The following is a 15,109-nucleotide window of genomic DNA, read 5'->3' as shown; positions in this document are numbered from 1 at the left end:
TATCTGCAAACGTTCAAGGACGAGAAATCCCTTCGCTCGGCCATTGAGAAATACATCCATTTCTACAACTACGAGCGTTTTCAGGAGCGCTTTGAAACCCGCACTCCGATGGAAGTCCGCACGGAGGCATTAAACTCCGATACTCCTGCACTGTATCCCATTCCTGAAAATAAGCGTATTCAAAAATACAAAGAAAAGTTCGCTGCATAAACAAGCTCACCGTTCCCGAAAAAGGAAACGGCGAGCATAACCGCACTATATTTTATTTATTTCTCCGGTCTACCTTGACAGGGGCGGATCAACAGGGAGCAGCCTTGCTTTTCGGATTCCAAAGGTAGCAAATCAATGGTGTCCGCCGCATTCATCGGCGTGCTGATGCTCGTGGCATACCGAACCGGTGGAGATCAGCTCGCCGCGCAGATAGGCTTCCACGGCAGTGCGGGCTTCACCGGATGCGCCGACGATCACTTCCACGCCGCGCTCGTTGAAGATATCTACGGCGCCGCCGCCCATGCCGCCGGCAATGATGACCTGTGCGCCGTTATCCGCTAAAAAGTTGGGCAGGAAGCCGGGACGGTGGCCCGGATTGGGGACAGACTGTTCCGCGGTGATCTTGCCGTCAGCAGTGTCGAAAAAGATGAAGTTTTCACAATGGCCAAAATGACCGGCGACGGTGGAACCCATAGCTGCAACTGCGATTTTCATGATACATTTCTCCTTTTTGGTTTATACATCAAGCAATTTGTTTGTGGCTTCGAAAACAGATTTCAGCGCCTCCCGGGCGGGACAGTCCACATCAGCAAGGCTTTTGCCGGCATTGATGGCGGAAGACGCGGCTTTGTCATATGGGATGACGCCGGTAAACGTGATGTCCTCCTGCTGGCAGTAGGCGCGGATCGCCTGCGTATTTTCCGGGCTGACATCCCATTTGTTGACGCAGACGGCCAGTTTGGCACCGAAAGTCCGGACGGTTTTGACCAGCCGCTGCAAATCGCTGATGCCGGAACGGCTCGGTTCGGCCACCACCAGCACAAGGTCCATCCCGCTGACAGAGGAAATGACCGGACAGCCGATGCCGGGCGAACCGTCCACAATAGCAAGCGCGGCGTCCTCAGGCGCGTTTTTCAGCATGGCCATTTTGACCTCGGTAACCAACTTGCCGGAATTGCCGCGCCCCATTTTCAGGGTGGCGGTCGAGAACACTTTGTCATCCCGGTACAGTTCTCTGCGTCCGGCGATATCCTCGGTCAGGCGCACCGCGCCCTGCGGGCAGACCTGTGCGCAGACGCCGCAGCCCTCGCAGGCATATTCGTTGACCTGATATATTCCGTTTTGCGCAATCAGGGCATCGAACCGGCAGTGCGTTTGGCATAGGCCGCAGCCGGTACATCGCGCGGGATCGATCACAGCCTTATCGCCGCCGAAAAAGTCCGATACCTGCGGGGCTGTGGTCTGTGCATGGATCAGGTGCAGGTTGGGGGCGTCTACATCGCAATCCGCTGCCGCCTTTGCTTGGGCAAAGCGGATGAATGCGGCGGCGGTTGTGGTTTTGCCCGTGCCGCCCTTGCCGCTTAACAGAAGCAGACGTTTCATACGGCACCTCCGATCTGCGCCCAAAGCGCCGTGAATATCTGCCGTGCTGTGTCGCTGTGCCGGAATACCAGCCGGCCTGCGGCAGCTTGTGCGGCCAGTGTGCGGTCATACGGGATGCGGGCCAGAATGGGCAGACCCTGCTCCCGGCAGAAGGCTTCGAGCGGCGCATAGGGCTGCTCCTGCTTGTTGATTACCACACCACAGGGTTTGTGCAGCAGTGCGGCCAGCTCGTGCACCATTTTGAAATTGTGGAAGCCGAAAGCGGTCGGTTCCGCAACCAGTATGCAATAATCTGCATCCATCACACATTCCATCACAGAGCAGGCGCTGCCGGGCGGGCAGTCGATGATGGTATCGCCCTGCGCTTGGCGGAGTGCTGCGCGGATCAACGGAATACCCGAGGCCTCGCCGGGATGGAGAATACCGGTTATGACGCGGATATCCCCATACCGGCCGGTTTCCAGTACGCCCACGGGCTTTTTTTGCTCAGAAACCGCGCCTTCCGGACATACCAATGCGCATCCGCCGCAGCTGTGGCATACTTCGGGAAAGACAACGGGCTTTTCTTTGACATACATCAGGGCGTGAAACCGGCAGAATGACACGCATTGTTTACAGCCGGTGCATTTTTTCGCGTCGAATGCGGGCAGAAGCGAACATATTTCGGTCTGCGTTGTCTCCTGCGGAGGGAGGAACAGCCGTCCGTTAGGCTCTTCCACATCACAGTCGATATAGGTGGCGCAGCCGGCAGCGGCTGCCAGATTGACCGCGACCAGCGTTTTGCCTGCGCCGCCCTTGCCGCTCAGACAGGCGATCTTCATAGCGCACCGTGGAAACCGCCGTGAAACTGTGTCAGCTCCGGCAGGGCTCCCGCCTCCAGCGCAGAAAGGTTTTCCAGCGCGGTTTGATGAACCGAGCGGTAGATCTTCATGCCGGCTGCATGAAACACATCAGCGGCATTCTGTCCGCAGCGGACGGTGATCAGTGCGGTTACGCCGCTGTCTACCAAAAACTGTGCGGCTTGGATCCCGGCGCCGCTCTGCGCCTGCGCTGCCGGGTTTTCTACGATGGTATCCGTGCCGTTTTCGCGGAACAGGAAAAACGGCGTGCGTGCCAGCACGATACAGACATCCTGTTTGTTTTCATCCAATGGGATCGCTGTTTTCATTTTGCTTCTCCTCCTGACTGGTGATGTTTCTGCAATGCCCGCGGCGGCGGTGGCACTCGCCGCAGGCACAGAATGATTCAGTGCCGTCGCAAAGCTGGAAATCGCCGCCTTCAATGCGCAGGGGGCGGCCGTCTACCAGCGCGTCTGCCAGTTTTTTTCTGGCAGAGGTGTATATCGCCTGAACGGTGGTGCGCGCTACCTGCATATTGCTGCCGCATTCCTCCTGCGAAAAGCCCAGCTTGTCGATCAGCCGGATCGTTTCGTATTCATCGACCGTCAGGATCACGGCAGCGCCGCAGGAAACCGCACCGGCAGGATGAAATTCCCGCGTTTGCGGCAAGCGGCATACTTTTCTGCACTTTTTGGGACGTGGCATTTTCCGCCTCCTTACAGCAGAATGGTTATTGACATATGTTGATTATGAATTTACTATACCTCTGTTTCTGTCATATGTCAAGTATGATATTTGACATATGACAGAAATATTTGTCGGGAAAGGGCTGTTGCAAAATCCGAAAGAGGTGTATAATACCTGATAGATATTCTGGAAGGAGGAATCGCTATGAAACTGACCGATGGGAAAAAGGTCATTGCGATCGAATTGAAGGAGCGCGGTGAGAACGGCTGGAGCGGGGATCTCAGCAAGGAATTTTTCAACGCCGGTGCATTGGTACATCTGAATACGACGGATGCCTATCAGGTGGAAGACGTTGATGCCTGCATTGCGCGTGCAGAACAGTGGAGAGACGGTGCGCCGCTGCCGGAGAGTCGCCTGGTCAAGTGTCGGACATTTGCACACGGTGATGTGCTGACCGTGTTTTATAACGGTTTGGATACGGACGGCCTGCTGTATTATATGGATCAGTATGGGGATTATCGAATCTCCACCGGAGACACCGACGCCGTTTTGGCGCATCCGATCGATGTTGCGGATGTGCGCTGGGATGAGGAGCGCGGCTGGATGATGGCAGACGGTTCCGCGCTGCCGTGGGCGGAGTGATCCGAAGGCTGCGGAAAGCGTTCCGACCGCTGAAAACCCGAGGGAGATGCCCTCGGGTTTTATATTACGTGCTGCAAATGTGGTTTTATGCAGATGGATGCACGGAATACTGATTTTATCAATAAGGATACTCATGGGATAAAATAAACCCGGAAGGCGGTGACAGACGCCTTCCGGGTGCAGCTTGTTGAAAAAGTCTTTGCGCGAGCCGCGCGCATCAAATAGAAAATTGCAGCAAGCTGCAATTTTTATAGAAACAGCGAGCCGATGGAAACGAGCAGGGCGGTGAGCAGACCGGCTACGCCGATGGCAAGGCCGCTCATGGCGCCTTCGGTTTCTCCCAGCTCGATCGCACGTGAGGTACCGACTGCATGGGCGGCTGTCCCGATGGAAAGCCCCATCTGCACGGCATTGCGCACGCCAATGCACTTGAGGAATACCGGCAGCAGAATCGCACCGACAATCCCGGTGAATACGATGGCGATTGCAGTAACCGGCGCCAGCCCGCCGAGCATTTCGGCAAGTGCTACGCCGATCGGGGTGGTAACCGATTTGGGGATGAGCGAGCACGTGGTGATATCCGACAGGCCGAACAGCCGGCTAAAGCCAATGACACTGACGATCGAGACCAGTGAACCGACAAACGCACCGGCCAGAATAGGCAGCAAATTGGCGCGCAGCACATCCAGCTTACGGTAGATCGGCACAGCAAGTGCGACCGTTGCCGGGGTGAGGAAAAAGGAGATCAGCCGGCCGCCTTCCAGATAGGTTTGGTAAGCGGTGCCGGTGGCGATCAGCAGGATGCCGACCAATGCGGCGGCAATCAGCAGCGGATTGCAGAGGGGAGAGCCGGTTTTGCGCTGCAAGGCTTGGCCAAGGGCATAGCAGACGATGGAAACGCACAGCCACAAGGTGGGAGAGGCGAGCAGTTCAGTCATGGTCGAGCGCCTCCTCTCCGGTGCGGTGCTGCAGCCGGAATACCAGATGCACGGTGAGTGCGGTGGCGGCAGCGGTGCACAGTGTGGTCAGCACGCAGACGGCAAGGATCGCTGCGATTTCGCTTTTGATCTGTGAAAAAATATCCAGCACGCCCAGACAGGCGGGCAAAAAGAAAAACGCCATATTCTGCAGCAAAAAGTCCGCAGCGGCTTCTACATGGCGTGTCTGCACGCGGCCGGTAACCAGCAGCAAAAGCAGCAGCACCATACCCAGCACATTGCCCGGCAGGGCGCCGCGCAGCAGGATAGAGAGCGCATCGCCTGCGATGCAGCAAGTGAGCAGTACGCCCAGTTGTTTGAGATACTTCAAGGGTTCTTGTCTTCTTTCCCGGATTCATAATTTTCGGTCATCGCGGAGAGCAGCACCTGATAGATCGCTTCGGCGTTGGCCTTAAAGGTTTTTTCCAGCAGAGCAGCCTGACTGTGGTTGACCACGTTCATTTCGATTGCAAACACCTGTTCCATCTCCATGCGGACGGTGAGATCGTTCGGGCTGTGTTCGGCCACGGCGGTGTGGATCGCGGCATCGCGCCGGATCTGCCGCACCACGCGCAGGGCAGAGCGCTGTGCGGCTTCGCGCACCGGATAGGGGAGCTGCTTTTCGAAAATGCGGATCGCTTCGCGGCCCTTGTCGGTGATGGCATAGACCTTTTCGCCGGCGCTGTCCTGTTCTGCGATGTGACCGGTGGACGGCAGCTCGTAAAATGCCTCGCTCAGCTCGAAATACCCGAACCCTTCATCACACCAGGTTGTCAGATCCACGATCGTGCTGAAGCTGACCGGAAAGGGCAGCAGATCCATTGCAAACAGGATAAGGAATTTAATATCTTCCTTGGAGTGGATGAAACCGTAACGCGCCATGCAGAAGCCTCCCTTGCTGCAAAAATTGACGTAAACAGTATACCCCAATCCGGTGCGGATTGCAACCGGCTTTCCCGCGTTCTGCGGCAAAGGGACAGGGCGTTCGATTTTGCCGCAAAAGCGCACAAATAACGTGCGAACGAATGTACGTTTTTCGGCGGAGCGATCACGAAAAAGCGGTTGAACAACTACGCGGCACGCGCTATAATAAAGTGTCGGAATCTTTGCTGAAATGGAGAAAACCATATGCCGGAAGTTGTTTTGCGTCCTGCAATAGAGGCAGACGCCGCAGATATGCTGGCGCTTTACGCGCCGTATGTGCTTCAAACCACGGTTTCGAGCGAATACGAGCCGCCTGTATTGGAGGTATTCGTCGGACGGATGCGCGCGTATACGGCGCACCTGCCGTGGCTGGTCTGCACGGTGGACGGGGTGGTGGCCGGTTATGGCTATGCAGCACCGCACCGCACGCGTGCAGCCTATCAATGGTCGGTCGAAACCTCGATCTATGTGTCGCCCGATTGGCACCGGCACGGGATCGCAGGGGCGATTTATGCGGCGTTGTTTGAGCTGCTGGCCATGCAGGGATACTATAATATCTATGTCGGCATTACCTCACCCAACGAACGGTCGATGAAGTTCCACAAGGCAATGGGATTTATTATCTCGGGTGCCTATCAGGAAAGCATGTATAAATTCGGGCAGTGGCGCGATGTGCTGTGGATGGGAAAGAGCCTGCGCCCGCATGAAGGGGCGCCGCAGCCCACAGTGCCGTTTCCGGAGATCAAGGACAGTCCGCTGGTGCAGCGGGCGCTGCGGCAGGCTGTGCAGCGGGTGCATCCGGACTGATGCGCCGCAGTACAGTGCAGGAAGGAGGAGGCTTGATGGCTGATCAACTGCATACGCATCACCGGCAGCGGGTGCTGGAGCGCTTCCGCCGGTTCGGTCTGGCCGCATTTGCCGACCATGAGGTGCTGGAACTGCTGCTGTTTTTCGCAATCCCGCGTGCCGATACCAACGGCACGGCGCACCGGCTGCTCGAACGCTTCGGCTCCCTGCATGCGGTGCTCGAAGCGCCGGCGGCGCAGCTGCAGCAGGTCGAGGGGATCGGCCCGCGTGCGGCTGACCTGCTGACCCTGTGCTTTGCGCTCGTCAGCCGGTATCAGATGGATGTTGACCGGATGGAGCAGTACAGCGAGCCGCTGAACAACGCCGAACGCATTGGCGCCTATTTTATCCCGCAGCTGCAGACCGAGCGGGAAGAGGTGCTGCTGGCTGCCTATCTGGATGGAGCGGGACGTGTGATCAAATGTGAGGAGGTTGCCCGCGGCGGACGCTCGCATGTGCAGGTCGATCCGTATAAGATCGCCAGCGGCGCGCTGTTCTGTCAGGCGGCGGGGGTTGCCATAGCGCACAACCACCCGAACGGGGCGGCGCGTCCGTCCGAACAGGATCTGCGCGTAACTGCGGAGCTGGAAAGTGCGCTGCGCGGACTGGGGATCGAGCTGGTGGATCACTGCATCGTGGCGCGGGACAAGTTTTGCTCAGTCAAGCGGATACGCGCTGCACAGCAGTATATCCCGATCACAAGGAGGTAGCATATGCCGGAATTCCGCATTGTAAGCGATTATCAGATGGCGGGCGACCAGCCGCAGGCGGTCGCCAAGCTGGTGGAGGGCATCAACAACGGCCTGACCGAGCAGACCCTGATGGGCGTGACCGGTTCGGGCAAAACCTTTACCATGGCGAATATCATCGAGCAGACCCAACGGCCGACGTTGGTGCTCGCGCATAATAAAACGCTGGCCGCGCAGCTCTGCACCGAGCTGCGGGAGTTTTTTCCGCATAATGCGGTCGAATACTTTGTATCCTACTATGATTACTACCAGCCCGAGGCGTATATCGCTTCGACCGATACCTATATCGAAAAGGACTCCGCGATCAATGACGAGATCGACCGGCTGCGCCACTCGGCGACCTCGGCGCTGTCCGAACGGCGGGATGTGATCATCGTTTCCTCGGTATCCTGCATATACTCTCTGGGTGACCCGATCGACTATAAGAAAATGGTCATTTCCATGCGTCCGGGCATGGAGATGAGTCGGGAGACCCTGATCCACCGCCTCATCGATATTCAGTATGAGCGCAACGACATTGCGTTTGAACGCAACCGTTTTCGCGTGCGCGGTGATACGGTGGAGATCTGGCCGGTTTATTCGGATGAGGATGTGGTGCGCATCGAGTTTTTTGGGGATGAGATCGACCGCATCAGCCGGATCAACCCGCTGACCGGCGTAACGCTGGGCGAGCTGGGGCACACCGCGATCTTTCCGGCGAGCCACTACGTCACGCCCAAGGATAAGCTGGAGGCTGCCATCAAGGATCTCGAGGCGGAGCTGGAGCAGCGTATCCAGTATTTTGAGCAGAACGGCAAGCTGATCGAGGCGCAGCGCATCGGCCAGCGCACCCGGTATGATATTGAAATGTTGCAGGAAATCGGCTTTTGCAGCGGTATTGAGAACTACTCCCGCGTGCTGTCGCGCCGGGAAGCAGGCAGCGCCCCATACACGCTGATCGATTATTTTCCGGAGGATTTTCTGCTCATCGTGGACGAGAGCCATGTGACGCTGCCGCAGGTGCGCGCGATGTATCACGGCGACCGCGCCCGTAAGGAAAGCCTAGTTGAAAACGGCTTCCGCCTACCCTCGGCCTATGATAACCGTCCGCTGAACTTCAACGAATTTAACGAACGTTTGAACCAGATCGTTTACGTTTCCGCAACGCCGGCGGAATATGAGCTGAGCCGCTCAGGGCAGGTGGTCGAGCAGGTCATCCGTCCGACCGGCCTGCTCGATCCTGAGGTGGTCGTGCGTCCGGTTGACGGGCAGATCGACGACCTGATCGGAGAGATCAACGCGCGCACTGCTAAGGGGGAGCGCGTGCTGGTGACGACGCTTACCAAGAAAATGGCCGAGGATCTGACCAATTATCTGGAAACGGCAGGCATCAAGGTGCGCTATATGCACCACGATGTCAAAACCATCGAGCGGCAAGAGTTGGTGCGCGATCTGCGCCTCGGCGTGTTCGATGTGCTGGTCGGCATCAACCTGCTGCGCGAGGGATTGGATATTCCCGAGGTATCGCTCGTGGCGATCCTCGATGCGGATAAGGAGGGCTTCCTGCGTTCGGAAACCTCGCTCATCCAGACCATCGGCCGTGCGGCGCGCAACGAGCATGGCATGGTCGTGTTGTATGCGGACAGCATCACACCCTCCATGCGCCGCGCGATGGATGAGACCGAGCGCCGCCGTGCATTGCAGGATGCTTTTAATCAGGCGCATGGTATCGTGCCCAAGTCGGTGCGCAAAAAAGTGCAGGATGTCATCGAGATCACGTCCAACGTACCCACGAGCAGCAAGAAAAAACTGCGCACCAAGGGCGAAAAACAGCAGGAGATCGCCCGCCTGACCCGCCAGATGAAGGAGGCGGCCAAAATGCTCGAATTTGAGATCGCCGCGCAGCTGCGCGATCAGATCAAGGCATTGGAGGAAGGAAAATGAAGCTGTATACCCTGATGGAGGATACTGCCTGCTCATCTGCATTTGTTTGCGAGCATGGGCTGAGTTTTTATATTGAGGCAAACGGCCGCCGGCTGCTGTTCGATATGGGTCAGACCGATCGGTATCTGCAAAACGCGCGGACGCTCGGTGTGCGGCCGGAGGCGGTGGATGCGGCCTTTGTCTCGCACGGGCATTACGACCACGGCGGCGGACTGGCTGCGTTTCTGGAAATCAACCGGCGGGCGCCGGTGTATCTGCACCGGCAGGCGTTTGAGCCGCATTTTTCGCACAAGGCGGACGGCGTCCGTGCAATCGGGCTGGACCCCGCCTTGCAGGAGGATGAGCGGCTGATCCTGACCGACGGCGTGACCGTTCTGGATGAGAATATGACGCTGTTTTCCGATGTGCCCGGACAGGAATGCTGTCCGGGCGGCAACCGCACGCTGTATGAGCAGGAGGACGGACAATATGTGCCCGACCGGTTCCTGCACGAGCAGAGCCTGATCCTGCGGGAACAGGATAAGGTCTATCTGCTGACCGGCTGTGCGCATCGGGGCGTGGTCAACATCTGCGCCCGCGCAAAGGAGATCATTGGGCGCGACCCTGATGTGGTCATCGGCGGGATGCACCTGTTCAGCCCTAGTACGGGCAAAAGCGAGCCGGATGAAGCGATCCATGCGGTCGCGGCGCGGCTGAAACAGACGGGCAGCCGGTATTATACCTGCCACTGCACCGGACAGCATGCGTTTGCGGTGCTGCGCGAAACGCTCGGAGAGCAGATCGCCTTTTTAACGGCGGGCAGCGTACTCGAGCTGTGAGAGGCGCAAAACAGATACCGCATATTGGAAATTAAGGATAGGTGAACATGCAGGAATTTATCCATGTAAAGGGTGCGCGAGAGCACAATCTGAAAAATATCGACATCAAGATTCCGCGGGACAAGCTGGTCGTGCTGACCGGCCTGTCCGGTTCAGGCAAATCGTCGCTGGCGTTTGATACGATTTACGCGGAGGGACAGCGCCGCTATGTAGAGTCACTGTCTAGCTATGCGCGGCAGTTTTTGGGCCAGATGGACAAGCCGGATGTGGATTATATCGACGGCCTTTCGCCTGCGATCTCGATCGACCAGAAGACCACTTCGCAGAACCCGCGCTCAACGGTCGGCACAGTGACCGAGATCTATGACTATATGCGTTTGCTCTGGGCGCGGATCGGTACGCCGCACTGTCCGAGGTGCGGCAAGGAGATCCATCAGCAGACCATCGATCAGATCATCGACCGGCTGATGGTGCTGGAGGAAAAAACGCGCGTACAGATCCTTGCGCCGGTCATCCGCGGCAAGAAAGGCGAGCATGCCAAGGTGCTGGAGGACGCGCGCAAATCGGGCTATGTCCGTGTGCGGGTGGACGGTGAGGTGCGCGACCTTGCCGAGGAGATCAAGCTGAAAAAGACGCTCAAGCACGACATTGAGATCGTGGTGGACCGTGTGGTCATTCGGCCGGATGCGCGCGGACGCATCACAGATTCGGTCGAAACGGCGTCCGCCTTGTCGGGCGGTCTGGTCATTGCGGATGTGGTCGGCGGGGAGCCGCTGTCCTTTTCGCAGAATTATGCGTGTGATGACTGCGGCATTTCGATCGAAGAGCTGACGCCGCGCATGTTTTCCTTTAATAATCCGTACGGCGCGTGTCCGGTCTGTACCGGACTGGGCAAGCAGATGCGGGTCGATCCCGACCGGATCATTCCGAATAAAAAGCTGTCCATCCGGCAGGGGGCGATCCGTGCATCGGGCTGGGGCAACGCCGAACCGGGTACGATCTCTTATATGTATTTTTCCGCGCTCGGCAAAAAACACGGCTTTACGCTGGATACGCCAATCGACGCATTGGACAAACAGGCGCTGCACGAGCTGCTGTACGGCACGGGGGAGGAGCCGCTTGAGCTGGCGGTCAGCCGTGTATCGGGCGGTGTGATGCGGCAGCCGTTTGAGGGCATCGTGAACAATCTGGAACGCCGTTACCGCGAAACGACAAGCGATTATTCCCGCGCGGAGATCGAGGAGTGCATGAGCGAGATCCCCTGTCCGGCCTGCCACGGTCGGCGGCTGCGGCCGGAGGTGCTGGCGGTCACGCTCGGCGGGCTGAATATTGCGGAATTTGCCGAAAAGTCGGTCGTCAAGGCGATGGAGTTTCTGCACGGCTTGCAGCTGACCGAGATGCAGCACAAAATCGGTGACCGTGTGATCAAGGAGATCATGGACCGGCTGGGGTTTTTGCAGTCGGTCGGATTGGAATATTTGACGCTTGCGCGTTCGTCCGGTACGCTGTCCGGCGGCGAGAGCCAGCGTATCCGTCTGGCAACGCAGATCGGGTCATCGCTGATGGGTGTGCTGTATATTTTGGACGAGCCGTCCATCGGTCTGCACCAGCGGGACAATGACAAGCTGCTGGCAACACTGAAGCGCCTGCGCGATCTGGGCAATACCCTGATCGTAGTCGAACACGATGAGGATACCATGTTTGCCGCCGACCATATTGTGGATATCGGCCCGGGTGCGGGACGGAACGGCGGCGAGGTCGTGTTTGAAGGCACGGTGGACGCGCTGCTGCAAAGCGAGACTTCGGTGACCGGGCAGTATCTGTCCGGCAGGAAGTTCATTCCGGTGCCTGCCGTGCGCCGCAAGGGCAATGGCAAAAAACTGACCGTGACCGGCTGCGCGGTGAATAATCTCAAGCATACGGATTTTACGATCCCGTTGGGAACGCTGACTTGCGTGACCGGTGTGTCCGGTTCGGGCAAATCCTCATTTGTCAACGAGATCCTGTATAAAAAGCTCGCTGCTGAGCTGAACGGCGCGAAAACACGCGCAGGGGCGCACGATAAATTCACCGGCCTTTCTTATCTGGACAAGGTCATCGACATTGACCAGTCACCCATCGGGCGCACGCCGCGCTCCAACCCGGCAACCTATACCGGGGTATTCAATGATATCCGCGAGCTGTTCGCCAAAACTGCGGATGCCAAGGCGCGCGGCTACGGGCCGGGCCGGTTTTCCTTTAATGTGAAGGGCGGCCGGTGTGAGGCCTGTGCGGGCGACGGACTGCTGAAGATCGAAATGCACTTTCTGCCCGATGTGTATGTGCCCTGCGATGTGTGTAAGGGCAAACGCTATAACAAGGAAACTCTGGAAGTGAGATACAAAGGCAAAAACATCTATGAAGTGCTGGATATGACGGTGGATGAGGCATGCGAGTTTTTCGCCAATGTCCCCAAGATCGCCCGGCGGCTGGAAACCATGCGCGAGGTCGGGCTGGGGTATGTCAAGCTTGGACAGTCCTCCACCACACTTTCGGGCGGCGAGGCGCAGCGCGCCAAGCTGGCGACCGAGCTTTCTAAACGCTCGACCGGCAAAACCATCTATATTCTGGATGAGCCGACCACCGGCCTGCACGTTGCGGATGTCCACAGGCTGGTGGATGTGCTGCAAAAGCTGGTGGATGCGGGTAATACCGTGGTGGTGATTGAGCATAATCTGGACGTGATCAAAACGGCGGATTATATCCTTGACCTTGGGCCGGAGGGCGGCGACGGCGGCGGCCGTTTGGTGACGCAGGGCACACCGGAAGAGGTGGCTGCGTGCGAAGGCTCCTATACGGGCCGGTATCTTGGGCCGGTGCTGGCGCGCGCACAGCACGCCGAACAGGATGAATAAGGTTTTTTGCGAGAGAGAAGCGGGGGTTTCGGAAAGAAACACCCGCTTTTTGCAGGTTGCATAAAAATGTTGAGCTTTTGCCCTTGTTTTGGTATAATACTTGTAATAAAAAATAAATGAGGGAGTTCTATGAAAACAAAGCGATGGGTGGTCGCCGCTCCGGAACGGGAGCAGGTGGACACACTCATGCAGGACGGCTATGCGCCGCTGACGGCAGCTGTGCTGGCTGCCCGCGGTATTGGTACCGCACGGGCGGCAGCGTCATATCTGAGCAGTGACCGCGCCGGCCTGTATGACCCCTTTCTGCTGACCGATATGGATAAGGCGGTGGCTGCGATCCGCGGCGCCATGGCACGCGGTGAGCGGATCGTGGTGTACGGCGATTACGATGTGGACGGCATTACGGCAACCTGCACGCTGGTGGATTATCTGCGCTCTAAGGGAGCGGACTGTGCGTATTATATTCCCAACCGTCTGCGGGAAGGCTACGGCCTGACCCGCACGGCGATGGAACAACTGTATGAAGAGGGCACCCGCCTGCTGATCACGGTGGATTCCGGCATTACGGCGGATGAGGAGATCGCTGCCGCACGGGATCTGGGCATACAAGTGGTCATCACTGACCATCACGAGTGCCACGACAGCCTGCCCGCAGCCGATGCAGTGGTGGACTGCAAACGGCCGGACTGCAGCTATCCCTTTGCCAGCTTGGCCGGCGTGGGGGTGGCGTTTAAGCTGATCTGTGCGCTCGAGGGCGACACCGATGCCATGTTGGATCGCTATGCCGATCTGGTCGCGCTGGGTACGGTGGCAGATGTGATGCCGATCGTGAGCGAAAACCGGATTATCGTCAGCGCAGGGCTGGACAAAATGTCCTGCACGGGCAACATTGGTTTGGAAATGCTGCTGCGCGAGGCGGGGATGAAACAGCGTCGGCTGACCTCCTCTACGATCAGCTTTGTGCTGGCGCCGCGCATCAATGCGGCGGGACGCATGGGGCATGCCGATTTGGCTGCCGAACTGTTTTTGACCAAGGATCCTGTGCGGGCACAGGAATTGGCAGCCGCGTTGTGTGAACAGAATAAGCTGCGTCAGCAGGAGGAAAATACCATTCTGGAACAGGCGCTGGCCCGCCTGCGCCGGGAGTACCGCCCGGCGGAGGATAAAATTATCGTACTGGCCGGCAAGGGCTGGCACCACGGCGTGATCGGCATTGTCTGCTCCCGTCTGTGTGACCGGTACGGCTGCCCGGTGGTGCTGATCTCGCTCGATGAGAACGGTGTAGGCAAGGGATCGGGGCGCTCGGTCAAGGGATTTAATCTGTTCGAGGCGCTGTCCTCCTGCTCGGATCTGCTTGAGCGCTACGGCGGCCATGAGCTGGCAGCTGGGCTGACGGTATCTGCGGAGCACGTGGAGGAGCTGCGCGCCCGTCTGCGCGATTACGCGGAGCAGCATGTGACAATGGCAGATCTGATGCCGCAGCTGCCGATCGACTGCATGGTGCAGCCGAACTGGATTTCGATGCAAAACATCAGTGCGCTGTCCGTGCTGGAGCCGTACGGGATGGGCAATCCCGAGCCGGTGTTCTGCATGAAGGATATGACGGTGGAAGAAATCACGCCGATCTCCTCCGACCGTCATGTGCGGCTGACGCTGATCAAGGACGGCATCCGGTTTTCCGCCATGTGGTTCGGCACCGGCATGGGTGGATTGGGCTTTGTGGAAGGCAATCAGGTGGATGCCGCGTTCCATCTGGAGATCAATGAGTTCCGCGGACGGCGCTCGGTGCAGCTTACGCTGAATGATGCGCGGCTGAGCGAGTGCGAGCATCTGGCAGATCAAAAGCTGCTGAACATTTATAATACCTATATGGCGGACGGTCCGCTGACCGCGCGTGAGGCGCGCGTCCTGCTGCCTGACCGCGGCGATCTGGTGGCGGTGTGGCGGCATATCACCTGCCGCGCGGAGGACGGCCGTTTTTCCGTGCCGGACGGCGCCTTGTCGCGCCGTGTCTCATGGGAGAGCCGCCGGGAGATCAACATCGGCAAGCTGTTCGTCTGTTTGGATGTGTTTTCCGAATCCGGACTGATCAGCTACCACTTCAAAGAGGGGATGCTCAACATCCTGCTCAAGCCTTACAAGGGTAAGGCGGATATTTCAGGGTCGGTCGTACTGGCTACGCTGCAAAGCATGGCCGGATGACCGGCAAGGGGGAAC

16 protein-coding genes are annotated in these 15,109 nt (G+C 58.1%); 8 read left to right on the top strand and 8 right to left on the bottom strand.

The window, feature by feature from the left end; translation table 11 throughout:
- Positions 1-210: IS3 family transposase (locus tag T363_RS0109020; RefSeq protein WP_031475183.1), on the top strand; the 210-nt coding region annotated here is incomplete at its 5' end.
- A gap of 132 nt (positions 211-342) precedes the next feature.
- Here the strand turns inward: T363_RS0109020 and T363_RS0109015 are convergent.
- Genes T363_RS0109015 through T363_RS0108995 form a run of 5 tightly spaced genes read right to left on the bottom strand, consistent with a single transcriptional unit; the run spans position 343 to position 3,137 of the window.
- Complete coding sequence (locus T363_RS0109015; protein ID WP_031475182.1) at positions 343-708, bottom strand: NifB/NifX family molybdenum-iron cluster-binding protein; 366 nt, start codon at positions 706-708, stop codon at positions 343-345.
- A gap of 18 nt (positions 709-726) precedes the next feature.
- On the bottom strand, positions 727-1,593 hold the full coding sequence (locus T363_RS0109010) for a nucleotide-binding protein (protein WP_031475181.1): 867 nt from the start codon (positions 1,591-1,593) through the stop codon (positions 727-729).
- Positions 1,590-2,414: a 4Fe-4S binding protein gene (locus T363_RS0109005; RefSeq protein WP_031475180.1), complete on the bottom strand. Its 825-nt coding sequence runs from the start codon at positions 2,412-2,414 to the stop codon at positions 1,590-1,592. The genes T363_RS0109010 and T363_RS0109005 overlap by 4 nt, the downstream gene beginning before the upstream one ends.
- Positions 2,411-2,761, bottom strand: a complete 351-nt coding sequence (locus T363_RS0109000; RefSeq protein ID WP_031475179.1) for a NifB/NifX family molybdenum-iron cluster-binding protein — start codon at positions 2,759-2,761, stop codon at positions 2,411-2,413. Before T363_RS0109000 ends, T363_RS0109005 begins: the two co-directional genes overlap by 4 nt.
- Positions 2,736-3,137 carry a DUF134 domain-containing protein gene (locus T363_RS0108995; RefSeq protein ID WP_031475178.1) on the bottom strand — a complete coding sequence of 134 codons (402 nt, stop codon included), beginning with the start codon at positions 3,135-3,137 and terminating at the stop codon, positions 2,736-2,738. The genes T363_RS0109000 and T363_RS0108995 overlap by 26 nt, the downstream gene beginning before the upstream one ends.
- Positions 3,138-3,323: 186 nt before the next feature.
- On the opposite strand from T363_RS0108995, the gene T363_RS0108990 reads away from it, so the two are divergent.
- Positions 3,324-3,761: a hypothetical protein gene (locus tag T363_RS0108990; protein ID WP_031475177.1), complete on the top strand. Its 438-nt coding sequence runs from the start codon at positions 3,324-3,326 to the stop codon at positions 3,759-3,761.
- 248 nt (positions 3,762-4,009) lie between these two features.
- Here T363_RS0108990 and T363_RS0108985 read toward each other — a convergent pair whose 3' ends face one another.
- The 3 genes from T363_RS0108985 to T363_RS15150 are packed head-to-tail and all read right to left on the bottom strand — an operon-like array spanning position 4,010 to position 5,620.
- Complete coding sequence (locus T363_RS0108985; RefSeq protein ID WP_031475176.1) at positions 4,010-4,699, bottom strand: LrgB family protein; 690 nt, start codon at positions 4,697-4,699, stop codon at positions 4,010-4,012.
- Positions 4,692-5,069 carry a CidA/LrgA family protein gene (locus T363_RS0108980; RefSeq protein WP_031475175.1) on the bottom strand — a complete coding sequence of 126 codons (378 nt, stop codon included), beginning with the start codon at positions 5,067-5,069 and terminating at the stop codon, positions 4,692-4,694. Before T363_RS0108980 ends, T363_RS0108985 begins: the two co-directional genes overlap by 8 nt.
- Positions 5,066-5,620 carry a DUF4364 family protein gene (locus tag T363_RS15150; RefSeq protein WP_161645958.1) on the bottom strand — a complete coding sequence of 185 codons (555 nt, stop codon included), beginning with the start codon at positions 5,618-5,620 and terminating at the stop codon, positions 5,066-5,068. Before T363_RS15150 ends, T363_RS0108980 begins: the two co-directional genes overlap by 4 nt.
- Before the next feature lie 246 nt (positions 5,621-5,866).
- Between T363_RS15150 and T363_RS0108970 the strand changes: the two genes are divergently transcribed.
- The 6 genes from T363_RS0108970 (at position 5,867) to recJ (ending at position 15,094) form a co-directional block, all read left to right on the top strand.
- Positions 5,867-6,469 (top strand): GNAT family N-acetyltransferase, encoded by a 603-nt coding sequence (locus tag T363_RS0108970; protein WP_031475173.1) that lies wholly within the window; start codon positions 5,867-5,869, stop codon positions 6,467-6,469.
- 35 nt (positions 6,470-6,504) lie between these two features.
- Entirely contained in the window at positions 6,505-7,218 is a 714-nt protein-coding gene (locus T363_RS0108965) for a JAB domain-containing protein (protein WP_051643192.1), read from the top strand.
- Between the two features lie 3 nt (positions 7,219-7,221).
- Entirely contained in the window at positions 7,222-9,180 is a 1,959-nt protein-coding gene (gene uvrB / locus T363_RS0108960; RefSeq protein WP_031475171.1) for an excinuclease ABC subunit UvrB, read from the top strand.
- Entirely contained in the window at positions 9,177-9,998 is an 822-nt protein-coding gene (locus T363_RS0108955; RefSeq protein WP_031475170.1) for an MBL fold metallo-hydrolase, read from the top strand. Before uvrB ends, T363_RS0108955 begins: the two co-directional genes overlap by 4 nt.
- A gap of 47 nt (positions 9,999-10,045) precedes the next feature.
- On the top strand, positions 10,046-12,892 hold the full coding sequence (gene uvrA, locus T363_RS0108950) for an excinuclease ABC subunit UvrA (RefSeq protein ID WP_031475169.1): 2,847 nt from the start codon (positions 10,046-10,048) through the stop codon (positions 12,890-12,892).
- Between the two features lie 129 nt (positions 12,893-13,021).
- Entirely contained in the window at positions 13,022-15,094 is a 2,073-nt protein-coding gene (recJ, locus tag T363_RS0108945; RefSeq protein WP_031475168.1) for a single-stranded-DNA-specific exonuclease RecJ, read from the top strand.
- Positions 15,095-15,109: the final 15 nt, after the last annotated feature.

Source organism: Agathobaculum desmolans ATCC 43058, assembly GCF_000701665.1.
GTDB classification, from domain to species: domain Bacteria; phylum Bacillota; class Clostridia; order Oscillospirales; family Butyricicoccaceae; genus Agathobaculum; species Agathobaculum desmolans.
Note: the sequence above shows the minus strand (reverse complement) of the source record. Positions and strands in the feature narration are given on the sequence as shown.

Excerpts from the sequence above, each read along its gene's own strand:
- T363_RS0108970 (WP_031475173.1), top strand. The coding sequence starts at position 5,867 with ATGCCGGAAGTTGTTTTGCGTCCTGCAATAGAGGCAGACGCCGCAGAT.
- T363_RS15150 (WP_161645958.1), bottom strand. The coding sequence starts at position 5,620 with ATGGCGCGTTACGGTTTCATCCACTCCAAGGAAGATATTAAATTCCTT.
- T363_RS0109010 (WP_031475181.1), bottom strand. The coding sequence starts at position 1,593 with ATGAAACGTCTGCTTCTGTTAAGCGGCAAGGGCGGCACGGGCAAAACC.
- uvrA (WP_031475169.1), top strand. The coding sequence starts at position 10,046 with ATGCAGGAATTTATCCATGTAAAGGGTGCGCGAGAGCACAATCTGAAA.
- T363_RS0108965 (WP_051643192.1), top strand. The coding sequence starts at position 6,505 with ATGGCTGATCAACTGCATACGCATCACCGGCAGCGGGTGCTGGAGCGC.
- T363_RS0108955 (WP_031475170.1), top strand. The coding sequence starts at position 9,177 with ATGAAGCTGTATACCCTGATGGAGGATACTGCCTGCTCATCTGCATTT.
- T363_RS0109005 (WP_031475180.1), bottom strand. The coding sequence starts at position 2,414 with ATGAAGATCGCCTGTCTGAGCGGCAAGGGCGGCGCAGGCAAAACGCTG.
- recJ (WP_031475168.1), top strand. The coding sequence starts at position 13,022 with ATGAAAACAAAGCGATGGGTGGTCGCCGCTCCGGAACGGGAGCAGGTG.
- T363_RS0109000 (WP_031475179.1), bottom strand. The coding sequence starts at position 2,761 with ATGAAAACAGCGATCCCATTGGATGAAAACAAACAGGATGTCTGTATC.
- T363_RS0108995 (WP_031475178.1), bottom strand. The coding sequence starts at position 3,137 with ATGCCACGTCCCAAAAAGTGCAGAAAAGTATGCCGCTTGCCGCAAACG.
- T363_RS0108985 (WP_031475176.1), bottom strand. The coding sequence starts at position 4,699 with ATGACTGAACTGCTCGCCTCTCCCACCTTGTGGCTGTGCGTTTCCATC.
- T363_RS0108990 (WP_031475177.1), top strand. The coding sequence starts at position 3,324 with ATGAAACTGACCGATGGGAAAAAGGTCATTGCGATCGAATTGAAGGAG.
- uvrB (WP_031475171.1), top strand. The coding sequence starts at position 7,222 with ATGCCGGAATTCCGCATTGTAAGCGATTATCAGATGGCGGGCGACCAG.